The organism is Myxococcus sp. CA023 (assembly GCF_010998615.1).
In the GTDB taxonomy this organism is placed as follows: Bacteria; Myxococcota; Myxococcia; order Myxococcales; family Myxococcaceae; genus Myxococcus.
On sequence record NZ_JAAEAH010000017.1, the window covers coordinates 1 to 16,506 of the forward strand.

At 68.6% G+C, this 16,506-nt stretch carries 17 protein-coding genes; 5 read left to right on the top strand and 12 right to left on the bottom strand.

Features of this window, described 5'->3' with window-relative positions; all coding sequences use genetic code 11:
* The first annotated feature begins 151 nt into the window (after nucleotides 1–151).
* Nucleotides 152–643 carry a hypothetical protein gene (locus F8M74_RS09675; protein WP_140786526.1) on the top strand — a complete coding sequence of 164 codons (492 nt, stop codon included), beginning with the start codon at nucleotides 152–154 and terminating at the stop codon, nucleotides 641–643.
* A gap of 6 nt (nucleotides 644–649) precedes the next feature.
* On the opposite strand, the gene F8M74_RS09680 is transcribed toward F8M74_RS09675, so the two are convergent.
* The 4 genes from F8M74_RS09680 to F8M74_RS09695 all read right to left on the bottom strand — a co-directional run bounded on the left by F8M74_RS09680 (nucleotide 650) and on the right by F8M74_RS09695 (nucleotide 4,239).
* Nucleotides 650–1,420: an HAD family phosphatase gene (locus F8M74_RS09680; protein WP_141256649.1), complete on the bottom strand. Its 771-nt coding sequence runs from the start codon at nucleotides 1,418–1,420 to the stop codon at nucleotides 650–652.
* 58 nt (nucleotides 1,421–1,478) lie between these two features.
* Entirely contained in the window at nucleotides 1,479–2,489 is a 1,011-nt protein-coding gene (locus F8M74_RS09685) for an ABC transporter substrate-binding protein (RefSeq protein ID WP_141256650.1), read from the bottom strand.
* A gap of 79 nt (nucleotides 2,490–2,568) precedes the next feature.
* The gene (locus tag F8M74_RS09690) at nucleotides 2,569–3,330 is read right to left on the bottom strand and encodes an ABC transporter permease (protein WP_141256651.1); all 762 of its coding nucleotides are present in this window, start codon (nucleotides 3,328–3,330) and stop codon (nucleotides 2,569–2,571) included.
* 9 nt (nucleotides 3,331–3,339) lie between these two features.
* The gene (locus F8M74_RS09695) at nucleotides 3,340–4,239 is read right to left on the bottom strand and encodes an ABC transporter ATP-binding protein (protein ID WP_141256652.1); all 900 of its coding nucleotides are present in this window, start codon (nucleotides 4,237–4,239) and stop codon (nucleotides 3,340–3,342) included.
* Between the two features lie 198 nt (nucleotides 4,240–4,437).
* Between F8M74_RS09695 and F8M74_RS09700 the strand changes: the two genes are divergently transcribed.
* Entirely contained in the window at nucleotides 4,438–4,788 is a 351-nt protein-coding gene (locus F8M74_RS09700; protein ID WP_141256653.1) for a hypothetical protein, read from the top strand.
* A gap of 12 nt (nucleotides 4,789–4,800) precedes the next feature.
* Here the strand turns inward: F8M74_RS09700 and F8M74_RS09705 are convergent, their stop codons facing one another.
* Complete coding sequence (locus tag F8M74_RS09705; protein ID WP_141280030.1) at nucleotides 4,801–5,367, bottom strand: hypothetical protein; 567 nt, start codon at nucleotides 5,365–5,367, stop codon at nucleotides 4,801–4,803.
* Nucleotides 5,368–5,579: 212 nt separating this feature from the next.
* Here F8M74_RS09705 and F8M74_RS09710 point away from each other — a divergent pair, with 212 nt between their 5' ends.
* On the top strand, nucleotides 5,580–6,665 hold the full coding sequence (locus tag F8M74_RS09710) for a glucose 1-dehydrogenase (protein ID WP_141256655.1): 1,086 nt from the start codon (nucleotides 5,580–5,582) through the stop codon (nucleotides 6,663–6,665).
* A gap of 22 nt (nucleotides 6,666–6,687) precedes the next feature.
* On the top strand, nucleotides 6,688–8,553 hold the full coding sequence (locus F8M74_RS09715) for a glycoside hydrolase family 15 protein (protein WP_141256656.1): 1,866 nt from the start codon (nucleotides 6,688–6,690) through the stop codon (nucleotides 8,551–8,553).
* Nucleotides 8,554–8,568: 15 nt separating this feature from the next.
* Here F8M74_RS09715 and F8M74_RS09720 read toward each other — a convergent pair whose 3' ends face one another.
* The 3 genes from F8M74_RS09720 to F8M74_RS09730 are packed head-to-tail and all read right to left on the bottom strand — an operon-like array spanning nucleotide 8,569 to nucleotide 13,089.
* On the bottom strand, nucleotides 8,569–11,244 hold the full coding sequence (locus F8M74_RS09720) for a hypothetical protein (RefSeq protein WP_141256657.1): 2,676 nt from the start codon (nucleotides 11,242–11,244) through the stop codon (nucleotides 8,569–8,571).
* Between the two features lie 40 nt (nucleotides 11,245–11,284).
* Nucleotides 11,285–12,628 carry a TIGR02270 family protein gene (locus F8M74_RS09725; protein ID WP_141256658.1) on the bottom strand — a complete coding sequence of 448 codons (1,344 nt, stop codon included), beginning with the start codon at nucleotides 12,626–12,628 and terminating at the stop codon, nucleotides 11,285–11,287.
* A complete protein-coding gene (locus F8M74_RS09730; RefSeq protein WP_011550193.1) occupies nucleotides 12,625–13,089 on the bottom strand; it encodes a DUF4150 domain-containing protein in 465 nt (154 codons plus the stop codon). The genes F8M74_RS09725 and F8M74_RS09730 overlap by 4 nt, the downstream gene beginning before the upstream one ends.
* Before the next feature lie 120 nt (nucleotides 13,090–13,209).
* Here F8M74_RS09730 and F8M74_RS09735 point away from each other — a divergent pair, with 120 nt between their 5' ends.
* A complete protein-coding gene (locus tag F8M74_RS09735; RefSeq protein ID WP_171410501.1) occupies nucleotides 13,210–14,331 on the top strand; it encodes a hypothetical protein in 1,122 nt (373 codons plus the stop codon).
* Here F8M74_RS09735 and F8M74_RS09740 read toward each other — a convergent pair.
* From F8M74_RS09740 to F8M74_RS09755, 4 genes are read right to left on the bottom strand one after another with little or no spacing between them, the layout of a single operon-like run.
* Complete coding sequence (locus F8M74_RS09740; protein ID WP_141256660.1) at nucleotides 14,288–14,872, bottom strand: DUF1629 domain-containing protein; 585 nt, start codon at nucleotides 14,870–14,872, stop codon at nucleotides 14,288–14,290. The genes F8M74_RS09735 and F8M74_RS09740 overlap by 44 nt on opposite strands.
* Nucleotides 14,873–14,904: 32 nt before the next feature.
* Complete coding sequence (locus F8M74_RS09745) at nucleotides 14,905–15,489, bottom strand: DUF1629 domain-containing protein (protein WP_228559666.1); 585 nt, start codon at nucleotides 15,487–15,489, stop codon at nucleotides 14,905–14,907.
* Between the two features lie 52 nt (nucleotides 15,490–15,541).
* Nucleotides 15,542–15,898 carry a hypothetical protein gene (locus F8M74_RS09750; RefSeq protein ID WP_141256662.1) on the bottom strand — a complete coding sequence of 119 codons (357 nt, stop codon included), beginning with the start codon at nucleotides 15,896–15,898 and terminating at the stop codon, nucleotides 15,542–15,544.
* Nucleotides 15,899–15,904: 6 nt separating this feature from the next.
* Nucleotides 15,905–16,489 (bottom strand): DUF1629 domain-containing protein, encoded by a 585-nt coding sequence (locus F8M74_RS09755; RefSeq protein WP_141256663.1) that lies wholly within the window; start codon nucleotides 16,487–16,489, stop codon nucleotides 15,905–15,907.
* Between the last annotated feature and the right edge of the window lie 17 nt (nucleotides 16,490–16,506).

A 16,506-nucleotide genomic window follows, 5' to 3' on the forward strand; every position in this document is an offset into this window, starting at 1 on the left:
GGAGGGGCGGGCCCGCGGTTGAGGGCCCGGCGCGCCGCATGGCGCACGGCCCTTGGTGCGACGGAACGTTCCGTCCACAGGGCTGGGACCTCGGGGCAGGGCCTAGCTTGTCGGCAACGGGGGGCTCACGGCCCCTCCAGGAGGAGGACCCATGAAACGAATGCACGCTGGGAACTGGCGGGCCGCCGCCGTGGCGGCGCTGATGGTACCGGTGGCTGTCCTGGCCCGTGAACCCGTCAGCTCCCCGGATGACGGCTCCGGCGCTGGCAATGTGCCCAGACAGGAGGGCCTCGACCGGAACTTCAACAACTTCGGCGTGACCATGTCCATCGACCGCTCCAACAGCGGCAGCCAGCGCCTCCTGGAAGTGGGCCCCCAGGCCAACGGCGTGGGCATGCCCATCCGCGAGGTGACGCCCGACCAGGACGAGGTGAAGCGCCTGTCCGGCAAGGTGCTGAAGCTCAACGGGCAGATGCTCTACCTGGAGACGGAGCCCGGCGCCGTGGTGCCCCTGGACCTGAGCGCGCTGCGCATCCGCAAGCAGCCGGAGAAGGGCCAGCACGTGGTGGCCGTCTACCAGGTGGAGAACACCACGGAGAACGTGGCGCTGGCGCTCGCCGGCGAGGTGCAGCCGAAGGACTGACGCGCGTCAGTCCTCCGGATGGAGTTGGACGAGCGAGGGCAGTTCCGCTGCCCTCGCCCGGAGCCGCGGCTTGGGCCGGATGGCTACCGGCACGCGAGAGACCGCCAGCAACTCCAGGTCGAACACGTTGTCCCCGAAGGCCGCGTAGAGCGGCTGGGACGTGCGCGAGCGCAGGCAATGCACCTTCCCGGCCGCGTAGGGAATGGGCTCGATGATGCCGGCCAGCACCGTCCCATCCTCCGTGCGCGGCGTGCAGGCCAGCACATTCAAGGGGTCCAGCCCCACTTCATGAACGGCGGCCTCCACGACGGCGAGCGGCGAGGCGCTGACCACGTAGCAAGGGATGCCCTGGCCGCGGGCCCACTCGACGACGCGGCGGCTCTCCGGGTGGATGCGCTGTTTGACTGCGTGGCGGGCCACCACGTCCTTCGCGAAGGCGCGCACCGCGTCCACGCGCCAACCGGCGAAGAGCCACGCCACCATCTCGTAGATGTCCTTCTCCGGAATCCGCCCCGCCTCGAAGGCGGCGAAGAGCTGGTGTGCCAGCTCGCGCGCGGGCAGGCCCTTCTCGAAGCCATGTGCGGTGGCCAGCCGCTCCAGGGCGGCGTGCGCTTCCGGGCGGATGTCGCCGTGCTCCAGCAGGGCCAGGAACAGGTCGTCTCCGACGTCCCCGCTCCACAGCGTGCCATCGCCGTCGAAGGCCAGCACCCCGCCGGGGGCGCGCTCGGCCTCCAACCGGATGCGCTCCAGCGTCTCCTCTACACGCTCCATCTTCATGGGCGCGCATCCTCCCCCGGCCTCGAGCCCGCGTCACCCGAGCTGTGTTCCATCGTCATCACTTCGCGGCGCTCGCTCGTGCCTCGTCCAGGAGGCTCAGGTCCACCAGTCCGTCGATGTTGGCGTCGGTGATGAAGCCCAGCGTCTTCGCGTGCTCGGCCGCGGTGGCGAGCGCCTGCGGCACCGGGTCCAGGCTGGGCTCCAGCCGGGAGAAGGCCTGCTGGAGGATGCCGGCGGGCAGGGGCTTGCTCGTGAGGCGGCCGAAGGCGGCGTTGGCCGCGGTGGTGAAGCCAGCCGGGTCCTCTTGCCAGCGCTTGGTGAGTCGCAGGTGCGCGCGCAGCAGGGCGACCACGCGCGGGCGCTGCGTCTCCATCACCTGTCGTGTCGTCACCAGCACCGTGGTGGGAAAGCGCCCGCCGGGCCACAAGTCCTTCTCATTCACCAGGATGCGGCCCTTGCCCTCGGCCACCAGGCGCGCGCCCCAGGGCTCCGGTACCCAGGCGCCCTCAATGCCGCCGCGCAGGAACTGGCCCAGGATGTCCGGGTTGCTCAGCGGGAAGATTTGCACGTCCCCGGTGCCGTCCAGGCGCGTCGTCAGCCCTTGCTGCTTGAGCCAGTAGCGCAGGGCGATGTCCTGCGTGTTGCCCAGCTGCGGCGACGCCAGCTTCTTGCCCTTGAGCTCCGCGGGCGTCTTCACCGTGCGCACCACCAGCACCGCGCCGTTGTTCACCGCGCCTGCGATGACGCGCAGCTCGCGCCCGGCCTTGAGGAACGTGTTGATGGCCGGACCGCTGCCCACGTAGGACACGTCCAGCGAACCGGCCACCAGCGCCTCCATGGCGGCGGGGCCCGCGTTGAACTGCATCACCTCCAGGCGGCCCACACCCGGCTGCGAGGCGAACGTGCCCTCCGCGTTGCCCACCAGGGCCTGGGCGTGGGTGATGTTGGGGAAGAAGCCCAGGCGCAGCGGCGCGTCGGGGCCGCGCGCGGCGGACTCGCGCTTGCAGCCCGCGCCGAGCACCGCCAGTCCAGCGACCACCACGGGCAACAGGGAGCGGAAGACACGCATGGCCGCTGAAGGTGTGACGCGGCGGCGGGATTTCAACGCCCGCCGAATCCAAGCGTCAGGCGCCACACGGCCGTGGGCCTCACGTCGTCGCCGTCAGCCCCCAGCGCCGCCGCAGCCGCACCTCCACCGTCTGGAAGAGGACACGGTCCACCGCGGTGCCGATGATGACGATGGCCACCATGACGGCCATGACCTGGGGCACGTCCATCAGCTCGCGGCCCACCGTGAGCAACTGCCCCAGGCCGCCGGAGACGAAGAGCAGCTCACCGGCCAGCAGCGCACGCCAGGCGAAGCTCCATCCCAGCTTCAGGCCGGTGACGATGCCGGGCAGGGCCGCGGGCAGCAGCACGCCGAAATGGAAGCGCAGGCCTCGCACGCCCAGGGTGCTGGCCACGCGGGTGAGCTGCGGGTCCACGCCGTTGACGCTGTCCTCGGTGGCGATGGCGATGCCCAGCACACTGCCCATGACGACGACGAAGAGGATGGCGCCGTCCGTCAGCCCGAACCACAGCAGCGCCAGCGGCAGCCAGCAGATGGATGGCAGCGCCTGCAGCCCCATCACCACCGGCTTCACGGCGTTGCGGAAGAAGGGGATGCGGGAAATCAGCAGGCCCAGGGGGACGCCCAGGGTCACCGACATCAGGTAGGCGCGCAGCAGTCGCCCCAGGGAGCGTCCCGCCGCGCCCACCAGGCGCCCGTCGGCGACCATGGCCACCAGGCTCTGGGCCACCGTCAGGGGCCGGGGCAGCAGGTGGGGAGACCAGACGCCCATCCGGGCCACCAGCTCCCAGAGGCCAATCAGCAACGCGAGCACCAGCAGCTTCTGGGCATGGTGTTTCATGACGCACCTCTACGGGCCGGGAATCACCTGCGGACGGAGCACGGGCTGGGCGGGGGCCCGGGTGGGCGCTGGCTGGAGCGAGCGTGTGTGGGCGCGGCCCTCCACTTCACGCAGCAGGCGGCCGACGTGCCGCACCATTTCATTGAGCGCCGCGTCCTCCGGCTGGCGCGGCATGGGCAGGTGGACTTCCAAATCCCGCACCACGCGTCCCGGCCGGGGCGCCATCAGCACCACGCGGGTGCCCAGCATCAGCGCTTCATGGACGTCATGGGTGACGAACACCACCGTCTTGCCCGTGCGCACCCAGATGGACTGGAGGAGCTCCTGCATGTGGATGCGCGTCTGCGCGTCCAGCGAGCCGAAGGGCTCGTCCATCAGCAGCACGGCCGGGTCCACCGCCAGCGCGCGAGCGAGCGAGGCCCGCATCTTCATACCCCCGGACAGCTGATGGGGCAGCGTGTCCTCGAAGCCGCCCAGATGCACCCGCTGGATATAGGTGTCCGCCCGCTCGCGGCGCTCGGCGCGGGGCACGCCCCGGGCAGCCAGCGCGAAGGTGATGTTGCCGCGCACGGTGAGCCACGGGAACAGGGCGGCTTCCTGGAACATCAGCAGCCGGTCCGGCCCGGGCCCGTGGATGGGCTGCCGGTCGATGGACACCGAGCCCCCCGTGGGCACCACGTGGCCCGCTAGCGCGTAGAGCAGCGTGGACTTGCCGCAGCCGGACGGGCCCAGCAGGCATACGAATTCGCCCGAGCGGACGTTGAGGTCCACGTTCTGCAAGGCGACCACCTTGTTGGCGTACTCGTGGTCCAACCGGGCGACACTGATTTTCGCGCGCTCCGCACCGACATGCGCCGGCTGGAGCAGGCGCAGGGAACTTCTCCAACGGCCAAGGAGGGCGCGCAGCATCGGCCACAAACTAGGCACGTAGGTGCAAGTGGGAAGGGGGAGCAGGCAAAGGGCCCGTTGAGGGCTTCCTGGCCTGCTCGCCTGCTTTGCGCGCGGAGAGGGGCTCGGGGCCCACGGCCTTTGTCCCACCCGGTAGAACCTAGTGACGCGGCAGGCGCGTGTTTTCATCGCCTGCCCGGCTGTCTTAGACATTGGGGCATGCTGGCGGACGGGCTTATCGAGCTGATGCGGGGCGTTCTGGCGACCTACTCGGACAAGAGCCGCTTCGGCGCCGCCGGGCTGGTGCTCCTGCTGGGCCTGGGCGTGCTGCTGGGGGCGGGCAGCCTGTCCCTCTCCGCCGAGCCCCTCATCGGCGACGAGGGGCTGGCGTGGACCGTGGGATTGCTGGCCCCCCTCGTCGTGGGCGCCGTCGTGGCCGGCTTCCAGAAGGTGAAGCTGTGGGACTGGCAGTTCCGGTTCGACCTGGAGCGCTTCGGCGCGGCCTTCTGCGTCACGACGGGCTTCGTGCTGGCCCGCTTCGTCGGCGTCCTGCTGCTCGCCGGGGACTGAGGTCCCGGGGGCTCAGGCGGCGCGGCTCGCCCGTTCGGTGCGCAGGTGCGTCCGCGTTCGCAATCCCAGCCACGCGGCGAAGACGAGCAGCAGCACGCCCACGCCGCTGAAGGCGCCGCCCACGCGCAGGGAGGCGTTGCGGTCATCCCGGACGAACTCCACCGTCTTTCCGCCGGGGTTCGCGAAGGCCTGCTCCAACTGCGCCTCCACGCGCGTGGCTTCCGCTTCGTCGGTGGCCCACTGGAAGAAGAGGGGGTACTCGCCGTGCGCCGTCACCAGCGTGGGCCGGAAGATGGGCGCGCGGTTGCGGCGGGCGGCGCGGGTCCGGTCCACCTTGACGCCCTGCACATCCTTCATCGCGAAGCTGGCCACTTCGTCGCGGGTGAGCCAGCTGGAATGGAACAGCAGGCACACTCCGCCGGGCTGGCACCGCAGCTCCACGCGGGCCTTGGCGCTGAGCAGGTAGGGGCCCAGCACGAGGAAGGGCAGGGCGAGCAGCACGCACGCCGCCGCGGCAATGGCCGTGGTGCGGCTGCGGCGCGGCTCGTCATCGGAGTAGGAGGACTGGGGCTCGCTCACACCTCTTCTCATAGACCCGGGCGGGCCGGGTGGGCAGCGGTTTCGTGCATGCACAGCGTTGACCCCTGGGCAACGTGGGAGCGGGCGCTGTTCACCAGCGGGCCCGTGCCGCCACGGGTCCGTGCTTGAGCGAGCAGTCGTACCCGGCAGGCATCACCGTGTCCCGGTCCGCGCCTGGCCGCGTGCCGGGACGTGCATCGCAAGGAGGCCGTATGAAGGCCGTGGCCGTCTTCCCCCAGAAGCGCGAGGTGCGTGTCATCACCGACGCCCCCGAGCCTCGCATCCAGTCCCCCACGCAGGTGAAGGTGCGGACGCGGGAAATCGGGGTGTGTGGCACGGACAAGGAAATCATCGAGTTCGTCTACGGCTCCCCGCCGCCGGGCTCGGACCACCTCATCCTGGGCCACGAGTGTCTGGGGGAGGTGGTGGAGGTGGGCGAGGCCGTCCGGGGCTTGAGCCGCGGGGACTGGGTGGTGCCACGCGTGCGCCGGCCGTGCCCGCATGCCACCTGCCCGCCGTGCCGCGGGGGCCATCCGGACTTCTGCATCACCGGCGATTACACCGAGCGGGGAATCAAGGGCGCTCACGGCTTCGGCGCCGAGTCCTTCGTGGAGGACGTGGCCTACCTGCACCGGGTGCCCGCGGAGCTGCGCGAGGTGGCGGTGCTCACCGAGCCGCTCACCATCGCGGAGAAGTCCGTCCGCCAACTGGAGCGCTTCCAGGACCGGTTGCCCTGGAAGGCCGGCCCGGGCCGCGCGGTGGTGCTGGGCGCGGGGCCGGTGGGACTGCTGGGCGCCATGGCGCTGGCGCGCCGGGGTTATGCCACCACGGTGTATTCGCGCAGCCCCAAGCCCAACGCGAAGGCCGAGGCATCGGAAGCGCTGGGCGTGCCCTACATCTCCTCGAAGGAGGTGCGGCCAGAGGAGCTGGTCCGCAGGGTCGGCGCCGCGGACGTCATCTACGAGGCCGCGGGCGTGGCGAAGGCGGCGCTGGAGACGCTGAAAGCGCTGGGCCCCAACGGCGTCTGCATCCTCACGGGTGTGCCGTCGAAGGAGGAGCCCTTCGACGTGTCACCGGTGCTCAAGGACATGGTGCTGGGCAACCAGGTGCTGGTGGGCACGGTGAACGCGGCGGATGTCGACTTCGACATGGCGCTGGAGGACCTGCGGCACTTCCAGGCCCGCTGGCCCGGGGGGCTGGAGCGGCTCATCTGCGCCAGGCACTCGCCCGAGGACTTCTGCGACGTCGTCACTGGCAAGAAGTCCGGCGGCATCAAGGACGTCATCCGCTTCATCTGACCCCTTCGACAAGGAGTGACGCATGGCAACGGGAAGTGGCGGCGCTTCGGTGACGGGACAGCCGGTGGCCATCGAGGACCACGGCGTCATCGGCGACCTGCGGACGGTGGCGCTGGTGGGCAGCGAGGGCACCATCGACTGGTTTTGTTTTCCGCACTTCGACAGTCCCAGTGTCTTCGCCGCGCTGTTGGACCGTGAGAAGGGAGGCCACTGGAGCGTCGCGCCGGAGCCCGATGGGGTGATGAAGCGGCAGTTCTACTGGCCGGACACCAACGTGTTGGTGACGCGCTTCTACACGCCGGATGGCGTGGGTGAGCTGGTCGACTTCATGCCCATGTCGGGCAGGAAGGGGATGAAGGAGGAGCGGGAAATCCTCCGGCGCGTGCGGGTGGTGCGTGGACAGATGGTCTTCCGCATGGAGTGCTTCCCGGCCTTCAACTACGCGCGGGATACGCACGAGACGAAGCTCATCCACAGCGGGGCCACCTTCTCCTCCGACACGCTCCAGCTCACGCTGTCCTCGTCGGTTGAGCTGAAGAAGACGGAGCGGGGCGTCACCGCGTCCTTCACCCTGCATGAGAACCAGTCCGCCGTCTTCTCCCTGCACCCGGGCGCGCGCACGTCCTGCGAGGCGGTGGTGCACGACCATGAGTCCTCCGAGGAACTCTTCCGGGAGACGGTGGAGTACTGGCGCCACTGGCTGTCGGGCTGCCAGTACACGGGCCGGTGGCGGGAGACGGTGCAGCGCTCGGCGCTGGCGCTCAAGCTGATGACCTTCGCGCCCACGGGCGCCATCGTCGCGGCGCCCACTTGCAGCCTGCCGGAGTCACCGGGCGGAACGCGCAACTGGGACTATCGCTTCTGCTGGCTGCGCGACGCGGCCTTCACCGTGTACGCGTTCCTCCGCATCGGCTTCAAGCAGGAGGCGGCGGCCTTCATGCGCTGGGTGGAGGCGCGCTGCGCGGAGTACGACGACGGGCCGCTGCCCCTGATGTTCGGCATCGACGGCAAGCGCGTGCCCGAGGAGCAGGAACTCCTGCACCTGTCGGGCTATGGCGGCGCGCGCCCGGTGCGCATCGGCAACGCGGCGGCGGACCAGTTGCAGCTCGACATCTACGGCGAGCTGATGGACTCGGTGTACCTGTCCAACAAGTACGCGGCCCCCATCTCCTATGACTTCTGGAGGCACTTGCGGCGGCTGGTGGACTGGGTGTGTGACAACTGGGAGCTGCCGGACGAGGGCATCTGGGAGGTGAGGGGCGGGCAGCGGCAGTTCGTGTACTCGAAGCTGATGTGCTGGGTGGCGGTGGACCGGGCCATCCGGCTGGCGGACAAGCGCAGCTTCCCGGCGGACCGGGCCCGCTGGCACAAGGTGCGGGACGCCATCTTCGAGGACATCATGGACAAGGGCTGGAACCCGGAGCGGGGCGCCTTCGTCCAGTACTACGGTGGCCACGCGCTGGACGCGGCGAATCTGCTGATGCCGCTGGTGTTCTTCCTGTCCCCGGTGGACCCGCGCATGCTCCAGACGCTGGACGTCATGCGCAAGCCGCCGTCCCAAGGCGGCCTGGCGTCGGACGGGCTGGTGTTCCGCTACGACGTGGAGGCCACGCTGGATGGGATTGCCGGCAGCGAGGGCACCTTCAACCTCTGCAGCTTCTGGCTGGTGGAGGCGATGACGCGCGCCAGCGTGGCCCGGCCCGACTTGCTGGAGGAGGCGCGGCTCATCTTCGAGCGGATGCTGGGCTACGCCAACCACGTGGGCCTGTACGCGGAGCAGACGGGCATGTCCGGCGAGGCCCTGGGCAACTTCCCGCAGGCGCTCACCCACCTGGCGCTCATCAGCTCCGCCTACAACCTGGACCGCACGCTGGGCCGGCGCGACTGAGCCGCGTCATTCGCCCTACACGCCCACGAATTCGGGCCAGGCGCCTGGCGTCACCACGCCGGCCAGGCGGACGCCGAGGTCATCCGTCCGCTGGACGATGTCCAGCGCGTCGAGCAGCCGGGGGTCGTCCGCGAAGTGGCGCCGCTTGCGCTCCACCAGCAGCTCGAAGTCGTGGAGCATCAGCTCCCGGACGTCTCGGGGCATCCGTTTCAGCGTGGCGCGCGCCCGCTCCACCCAGCCCTTCTCCGGCTCCCAGGTGTCCTGCACCACGGCGTTCCACGCGCTCAGGGCCAGCGCCAGGCAGGTGAAGAGCTCGGCCTGCGGGTCCTCCGAGTCCTCCACGCCGTCCAGGGTGGGTTTGGCGAACTCGAGCAGCGTCTCGGAGACCTTCTTCGTGGGGATTGAGCGCGTGGGCGCGTGGGTTGCCTTGGGCCGCCGGGTGGCCAGCGACAGCAGGTCGAGCTTTCCCACGTAGCTTCCCGTCAGCAGCGGTAGGGGGATTTCCAGCCGCACCCGGACCTGGAGGTCTCCGACCTTCAGCTCCACGTTCACCTCGCGCTCCTCGGGACGTGCCAGGGCGAGCGCCCGGGCCACCGCCGCCGCCAGCACCAACTCCTCGGCGTTGCCCAGGCGCGGTGTGTTGCGCTGGACGCGCATCACGTCGGGGACGAAGGGCAGGCCGGTGACGTCCTTGACCATCTTCACCACCCAGTCCGGCTCGTCCTCCAGCGTCACGCCCAGCGAGTCCGGGATGAGCACGTCGACGTTGCCGCCCGGCAGGCCGGACATGCTCATCCGCTCCACGGAGCCGGCCCGGTCGAAGAGGGCGAAGCCGAACTCGCTGCCCCCATTCCCCATGACGGACAGCTCCCGGGTGCCCCGCACGGTGCCCTCCAGGTGCACGGTGAAGACCTCTTCGTTCGTCCAGCCTTCCCAAGGCTCCGCGCGGATGAGCGCCGCCGTGGCGTCAAGGAGCGCCTCCGTCATCTCTGGCATCACCATCGAGCCCGGCTCCTCCGAGGCCCAGTGCAACTGGAGTGCTAGCGCCGCCCGGAACCGGGTGACGGAGTCCGGCATGGGCCGCGACGCGAAGCCGTGGGCGGCTCCAGCACGCGCCAGCCGGCTTTCGCAGTAACGCTTGAATCCGGCGTTGCCCCTCGCCAGGCCTTCCAGGCCCTCCGCGTCGCGGCGCCCGAACACGGGTGGCAGCGCCTCACCTTCGGACGTCACCGCGACGTAGACGGAGGTGCGCCCGTCCACTCCGACGTCGATGGGGCCCAGCTTGAAGGCATAGAGGGCCCCTGGTTCCAGCTCGGGCGCTGGGGGCTTGCGCCGAGGCTTCCGCTGGGCGGCATCCTGGAAGGCCCGGCGGCGAGGAAGAGGTTCAAGAGAGAGGTCCTCGGGGAGCTCGGTGGTGGTGAGCTCCGCGCGGATGGGCTCGAGGCGTGGGACTTCCTTCGAGCTGTACACCTGGGTCAGCGGGATGCGCTCGTCGCGCGACAGACCCAGCTCTGCGTAGAGGTCGTCCCAGAGCAGGTCCGCGGCGTCGGAGAGGTGAGACACCTGCGACTCCCAGTCCTTCAGCCATTCGAGCACCTGGGCGCGGCCCTCGGTGGAGCGCACCAGGTCGCTGGCGCTCCTTCCACCCCAGGCGGGGATTCCCCGGGCCAACTCCTCCCGGGCCCGTTGTGCGAGCATCAACGCGAATTCGTCCGCCAACTGAGGGGGCGCGTCGTCTGGCAGGGAGCGCGCGGGCTCTCCTCGGACGGACTGCGCCGCCCCCAGCGTGTCCTCTTCGTGCTCGGCCTCCGCGCCCAGCAACTCCTCCAGCAGGGCCTTGCCCTTCTCCAGGCGCTGCGCGGAGTGGGTAGTGAGGACCAGCACCTTGCCCTCCACCGTGAGGGCGCCCCACACCGTCGCCCGAGGACCTTCCCAGCTGTATTGACCCTTGCCCTCGCGGGTGAAGCCGTCGTGCCGGCGCAGGTTCTCTTCGACCTTCGCCGGGTGGCGGATGCGGAAGCGCGCGGTGCAGAGGCGCAACGGCTCGTCCTCGAAGTTGAGGAGTGGCCGCTCGGTGGTGAGCAGCTCCAGCACGCGCGTGAAAAGAAAGGGCGCCAGCCGCCGTGCCTGCTTGCGGCGGCCGGGCACGTCGTCGGCCGGAGGCTGAAGGGTGGCGAACGCGTGACGCGCGGCGACGACGACGTGCTCACGCAGGGGGCGGGGAATCGAGACGATGCCTCCCACCAACTCCAGGTGGTCCTCGGTGGGCATCACCCAACTCGCAATCAAGTCGTAGCGGGCCACCTGCGTGGTGAGGCTGCGCTCCTTCACCTCCAGCACCTCGTCGAGCACGAGGTCCCTCAAGCGCAGTCCTTGGCCGAGCCGTACCTCCTCCACCTCGAACACCGAGCACCAGGACGCGGCCAGGGCCGACAGCAAGCCGCGCTCGGCGCGCGACAGGCGTTGCCCGTCCCTGAGGAGCTGACGGTCCGCCGCGGTGCGGCCCTCGGCGTCTTCCTGTCCATGGAGGGTCCACGCCATCAGGGTGGCGTTCATCCAGGGAAACTGCTCGTCGTCCCACGTCGTTGGAAAGTCGGCACGAGCGCTCGCGGACAGCTCCGGCTCGGCGTTGGCGAAGGCGCGCAGCGACGCGAGTCCGCGGGCGAAGGCGGTGGGGCTCCAGGTTGCCATGGATGCACCCTATCCACCGAGGTGGCAGGCCTCTACCCCATCAGGCGGGAGTGTCGCCTCGGCGGCCCTGCGGCCAGCTCCCTGCCCGGGCGAGCCATTCCGGGCGCTGCCCCCGCAGGGGAAGCGCCTGCTCGCGCTGCACCCGCGTCCACTGTCGGGACTCCGTCTGGAGCGTGCCCCCGCCGCGCAGGGCCGCCTCCCAGGCGAGCGAGGGGCGCCGTCTCATGGGCTCGGTCTCCAGGGCCCTGACCAGCACCTCCACGGTGAGGGGTGTGCCCCTCATGAAACGCGCGCCTTCCGTGAAGCCGCCGCGTCGCCGCGTCCACCAGGCCTCCACGGCCTGGGCGTCCACCTCACCGGGAAGCACCCGGGGGCTGGGGAGCCACGCCTGGAGGTCCTCTTTCTCGGGTTCGGCCTCCTCCTCCGCGTCCTCCTCTTCGTCGGCGGGTACCTCCACGAGGAAAGGAGGCACCATGGGGAGTCCGGTGATGGCGGCGAAGGAGGCCGCGGCCAGCGGGCCCTGGGCCTCATCGCGCAGCAGCGGCAGCAACGCCTCAGCCGCCAGGAGCCTGCCACTGAAGCCCACCGCCCAGATGACCTCCGCTGGTGCGGAGCCATCCTTCAGGCGCGCGAGGAGGCCCGTGAGGTCCTTCGACTCACCCGCCACGGCGAGCGCGAGGAGCGCGCCGCGCGACGCGGAACCCCGGGCGTGCTCCCAGGCCTCACGCGAGCCCAGCAGCAACCCGGTCTCCAGGGCGGCGGTGCTCACGGTGGGATGGGCATGGCTCAGGGCGCGTGACAGCCGAGCATCCCCTGTCCGCGTCCTGGGAGCGAAGGGAAGGGCACGAAGTGCCTCGGCATGCAGCGCCGGGTCGGCCTCCCAGTCGAGCTTTTCGAGCGCGGCGCTCGTGTCGAGGTGACGGACTCGCGCGACCCGGAGCGCTCCCGCCTGGAGCGTTGGCTGCAACGTCGGCAGCTTCTTCAGGAGCAGGGCGTGGAGGTCCGGCCGGTCGAGCAGCTCCAGCGCGCGGAGGAGGCCCGGATGCGTCTCTTCGGCCCCCTGCTCCAACTGTTGAAACACAGGCTCGCGCCAGTCGGCGTCCTCGGCGGAGAGCAGGGCCCAGGCCGCGCTGGCCACGCGCGCGGGGTCCTCGGAGGTCAGCGCGGGGAGCAGCAAGCGGGTGGCGGCGGCGCTGCCTCCCAGCACGAGTGCATCCAGGTGGGCCCGCAGACGCCCTTCATCGCCCTCGGCCAGCGAGGACAGGGTGAGTTCTGGGCTCCAGAGGCCGTGCTCCCACTGCGTCCACAGGAACTCGGCTTCCTCGAGGTGGCGCTCCAGCAGCTCCCAGCGAACCGTTGGACGGGGGGGCGACAAGGGCCTCACAGCTCCTTTTCACAGACGAGGCACTTGGCCTTCGTGTCGCTCTTGCCGAGCGCGATGACCGGCCCCTGGAGCAGCGGTGCGGGCGGGGTGTTCTTGTCGTTGTGGAGCATGAGGTCGAAGGTCCGCGCCACGCTCTTGCCCTCGAACTTCACGTCGAAGGAGTAGTTGACGAACTCGGCCTTGCCCTTCGTCTTGCCGGAGACGACGCCACCGCCCGCGGTGCCCGCCTCGTCGCCGGTGCTGGTGCTGAAGTTCGAGTCCTCGACGCACACCGGCTTGCCATCCACTGAGACTTTCGTCGTGCCCTTCGCCGTGTCCGAGGACATGGCGACGTTGGGGTAGGGAATGGGCACGGGACCGGCGGGGCTGGGCGTCTTGCAGACGTCCGGGAAGGCGATGGTGGTCCCTCCGGTGTCCTTGTGGACGACAGACAGCTTGTTGACGCCAACGGTCGCGCTCATGCGGATGGCTCCTCGTCCCGGGAGTGTATCGCTCCTGGCCTCGTGGGACGAGCCAGGGTGGTGGCTCGTTGTATCGTGCCGTGAAAGGCTGTCCCTCCGGTGTAGGAGGTTGTGTCGCGCATGTTGGGATGGGTCCAGGCGATGGGAATGGCGTCGTCGCTGGGTGGGCTGGTGCCTGCCTCGGCGGCGTTCCGTGCGGGGATGTCCTGGCCCTCGGCGGCGCCGGACTTCGAGGTCTTCCTGAAGGGCGACGAGGCGCCGAGCCCCGTCACCGTGCACGCGGCGGGAGAATCCACGCTGGGGTTCTCGGGCGTGGGGCGGCTGGTGGCGCTGTTGGCGGAAGCGCTGGTGGACCTGGGGACGTGGGTGGACGTCGCGGCGCTGGGGCCCGGTGTGGGGCTCTACCTGGTGCTGCCCGACCCGGAGGCACGGGGCTTCACGACGGGGAAGGACCCCTACGAGGAAGACCCGGACGACGCCCGCGAGCGCATCGCGCGGCTGGTGGACCGGCTGGTGAAGGGGACGTGGCAGGCGTTGGGCTGGCCCGCGTGGAAGGGGCAGGTGCGCGCGTTCCCCACGGGGAACGTGGCCTTCGCCCAGGCGCTGGCCGCGGCGGGAGAGGACCTGCGGACGTCCAAGGTAGAGCGTGCGCTCTTCTGCGCGGTGGACAGCTTCATCTCCCCGGAGACGTTGACGTTGCTGCACCAGCAGCAGCGCCTGAAGACACCGGGCCGGCCCACGGGGTTGATGGCGGGGGAGGCCGCGGTGGCCTTGCTGCTCACGCGCGAGGAAACCGCGGAGTCCGCCATGGCCGTGGTGCGGGTGGCGCAGGGGCGCGACGCGGCGCCGCTGGATGGGGAGCAGCCACCGGACGGGCAGGAACTGGCGCGGCAGGTCCTCGCGGCCTTGGGGCCCTTGGGACAGGACGCGTCCGCGCCGTTGATGGTGTCGGACCACGACGGGCAATACGCGCGCGCCTTCGAGTGGGGGATGCTCCAGGTCCGGCTAAGGGAGACAGACGCCCGTTTCGAGCAAGGCGCGGTGTGGATGCCGGCCAAGAGCTTCGGACACACAGGGGTGGCCTCGGGAGCGGTGGCCACGGCGTTGGTCTTCCGGGGGCTGGCGCGAGGTTACGCGCCCACGTCGTCGGTGCTGGTGCTCTCCTCCGAGGAAGCAGGGGAGCGCGCCGTGATTCACCTCACAGCTCCAGGCCGTTCCAACCCTCGGCTGCGTAGACCTTGAAGCCGGTGAGGCCTGCCTGGACGAAGGCGGCGTGCACGTCTTCTCGGATGAGGATGAGGCGGCGCTCCATGGTGCAGCGGAACAGCTTCGCCTGCGGGGAGATGGCGCCGTACTTCAGGGCCAGCTTCTTCACGCGGCCAATCTGGTCCTTCTCAAGATGGTCCATTTTATAGATCGACCGCTCCATATCGATGGCGTCTTCGGCACCCTGGAGATTGAGGAAGGCATAATCGGGACCCACAACGGCGCCTTGATGGTCCTTGAGCACGACAGGAAGCCATTCCGCGTTGGTGACCTCCAGGGATTCGATGAGCTTGCGCGCGCGGCCTGAGACAAGCAGGCCGCTCATCAGGTTCGGTTGGAAGTCATAGAGGTTCCTGTCGTCTGGATAGCTTGGGGAGAAGGAAGTCTCACCCCCGACAGGAAACTGATTGATGAGACTGATGCCTTCAGCAAACTTCCATTCGGTGGGGCTTCCACGATGATAGGCATCAATGAAACCCGCCTCTTCTGCCCTGACCTTGAACACGAAGTATTTCATGGGGTATCGGTCTCCTTGGGCCCGAAGGGCTCTCAGAGTTCCACGCCGTCCCATCCCTCGGCGTCGTAGGTTCTGAAACCTGTCAGTCCCGCGCGTTGGAATGCCGCGAGGGTGTCTTCGCGAACGAGGATGAGCCGACGATACGTCCTGCATCGGAACATCTTGGCATGAGGGCTGATTCTGTCGGGACTGAGGGCCAGTTGTTCGATAAGCCCGATTTGGTCCTTGGAGATGTGATTCATCTCATAGACCGAGCGGGCCATATCGATGGCGTCTTCGGCACCGAGGAGGTTGAGGAATGCGTAGTCGGGACCGACCACTGCACCTTCGTGGTCCTTGACCACTACCGGAAGCCATTCGGCGTTGGTGATGCCGAGCGATTCGATGAACTGACGCGCACGTCCCGAGATGAGCAGGTCACTCATCAAGTTCGGCTGGAAGTCATAGAGGTTCCGGTCGTCCGGGTAGTTATCGGAAAATGCAACCTCGCCACCCTTTGGAAAATCCTTGGCGAGACTGATGCCTTTTTCGAACTTCCAGTCTGCTGGGCTTCCATGCGGATAGGCATCAATGAATCCAGCTTCTTCCGCCATGACCTTGAAGACGAAGTACTTCACGGACGAACCCCATCCTGAATGAGATGCCGGACCCGCCGCTGGTGACGGTGCTTCATGATTCCTCGTCGACCTCGCCGTCCTCCTCAAGCCAGCGCAGGAAGCGCATGGCACCGACCAGGGCGAGCACCGGCTCTCCTTCCTCGTCCAGGAAGCGGATGGCGTCCTTTTCATCAGACAGGCTGACCTGGACGCAGTACATGGCCATGTCCTTACCGGGACGGACCAGATCCTTCATCAGGGCGCTGATGATGCGTGGATGCGCCTCCAGCACCTCTGTGTAGACCTCGTCCAGGGGGACAAGCACTCCGCGGACGCCCTCGCGTGCGGTGACGAAGCATGGAGACTGTTCCGTCAGGACTCGAGCGACGATGTCGGCGGGCTGCTCTTCTACGCAATTGGCTTCGAACATGATGGGTCAGAGCTCCAGTCCGTCCCAGCCTTCAGCTTCGTAGACCTTGAAACCGGTCAGGCCCGCTTGCTCGAAAGCAGCGTGGACGTCTTCACGGATGAGAATGAGACGGCGTTCTTTCGTGCAGCGGAACATCTTCGCGTCGGGACTGATGGCGTTGGTCTGCAGGGCCAACTCATCAATATTCCCGATCTGGTCTTTCTCAAGGGAGTCCATCTCGTACTCCGAGCGTTCCATGTCGATGGCGTCTTCGGCACCCAGGAGATTGAGGAAGGCGTAGTCCGGACCCACGACCTTGCCCTGATGATCCTTGATGGCGACCGGAAGCCACTCGGCGTTGGTGACACTGAGAGACTCGATGAGCTTGCGTGCGCGTCCCGAGACGAGCAGGTTGCTCATGATATTGGGTTGAAAGTCATAGAGATTCCGATTGTCGGGATAGTTTTTTGAAAACGAAACTTCCCCGCCTACTGGAAAATCTTTGGCAAGGCTGATGCCTTCGTGGAACTTCCAATCAGTAGGGCTGCCATTCGGAAGCTTCTCGATGTAGCCCGCCTCTTCCGCCATGACCTTGAAGACAAAGTATTTCACGAAAAATCTCGAATGAT

Coding starts and splice junctions, on each gene's coding strand:
- F8M74_RS09735 (WP_171410501.1), top strand. CDS start 13,210: ATGTTGGGATGGGTCCAGGCGATGGGAATGGCGTCGTCGCTGGGTGGG.
- F8M74_RS09690 (WP_141256651.1), bottom strand. CDS start 3,330: ATGAAACACCATGCCCAGAAGCTGCTGGTGCTCGCGTTGCTGATTGGC.
- F8M74_RS09720 (WP_141256657.1), bottom strand. CDS start 11,244: ATGGCAACCTGGAGCCCCACCGCCTTCGCCCGCGGACTCGCGTCGCTG.
- F8M74_RS09715 (WP_141256656.1), top strand. CDS start 6,688: ATGGCAACGGGAAGTGGCGGCGCTTCGGTGACGGGACAGCCGGTGGCC.
- F8M74_RS09680 (WP_141256649.1), bottom strand. CDS start 1,420: ATGAAGATGGAGCGTGTAGAGGAGACGCTGGAGCGCATCCGGTTGGAG.
- F8M74_RS09740 (WP_141256660.1), bottom strand. CDS start 14,872: ATGAAATACTTCGTGTTCAAGGTCAGGGCAGAAGAGGCGGGTTTCATT.
- F8M74_RS09750 (WP_141256662.1), bottom strand. CDS start 15,898: ATGTTCGAAGCCAATTGCGTAGAAGAGCAGCCCGCCGACATCGTCGCT.
- F8M74_RS09710 (WP_141256655.1), top strand. CDS start 5,580: ATGAAGGCCGTGGCCGTCTTCCCCCAGAAGCGCGAGGTGCGTGTCATC.
- F8M74_RS09685 (WP_141256650.1), bottom strand. CDS start 2,489: ATGCGTGTCTTCCGCTCCCTGTTGCCCGTGGTGGTCGCTGGACTGGCG.
- F8M74_RS09730 (WP_011550193.1), bottom strand. CDS start 13,089: ATGAGCGCGACCGTTGGCGTCAACAAGCTGTCTGTCGTCCACAAGGAC.
- F8M74_RS09700 (WP_141256653.1), top strand. CDS start 4,438: ATGCTGGCGGACGGGCTTATCGAGCTGATGCGGGGCGTTCTGGCGACC.
- F8M74_RS09675 (WP_140786526.1), top strand. CDS start 152: ATGAAACGAATGCACGCTGGGAACTGGCGGGCCGCCGCCGTGGCGGCG.
- F8M74_RS09695 (WP_141256652.1), bottom strand. CDS start 4,239: ATGCTGCGCGCCCTCCTTGGCCGTTGGAGAAGTTCCCTGCGCCTGCTC.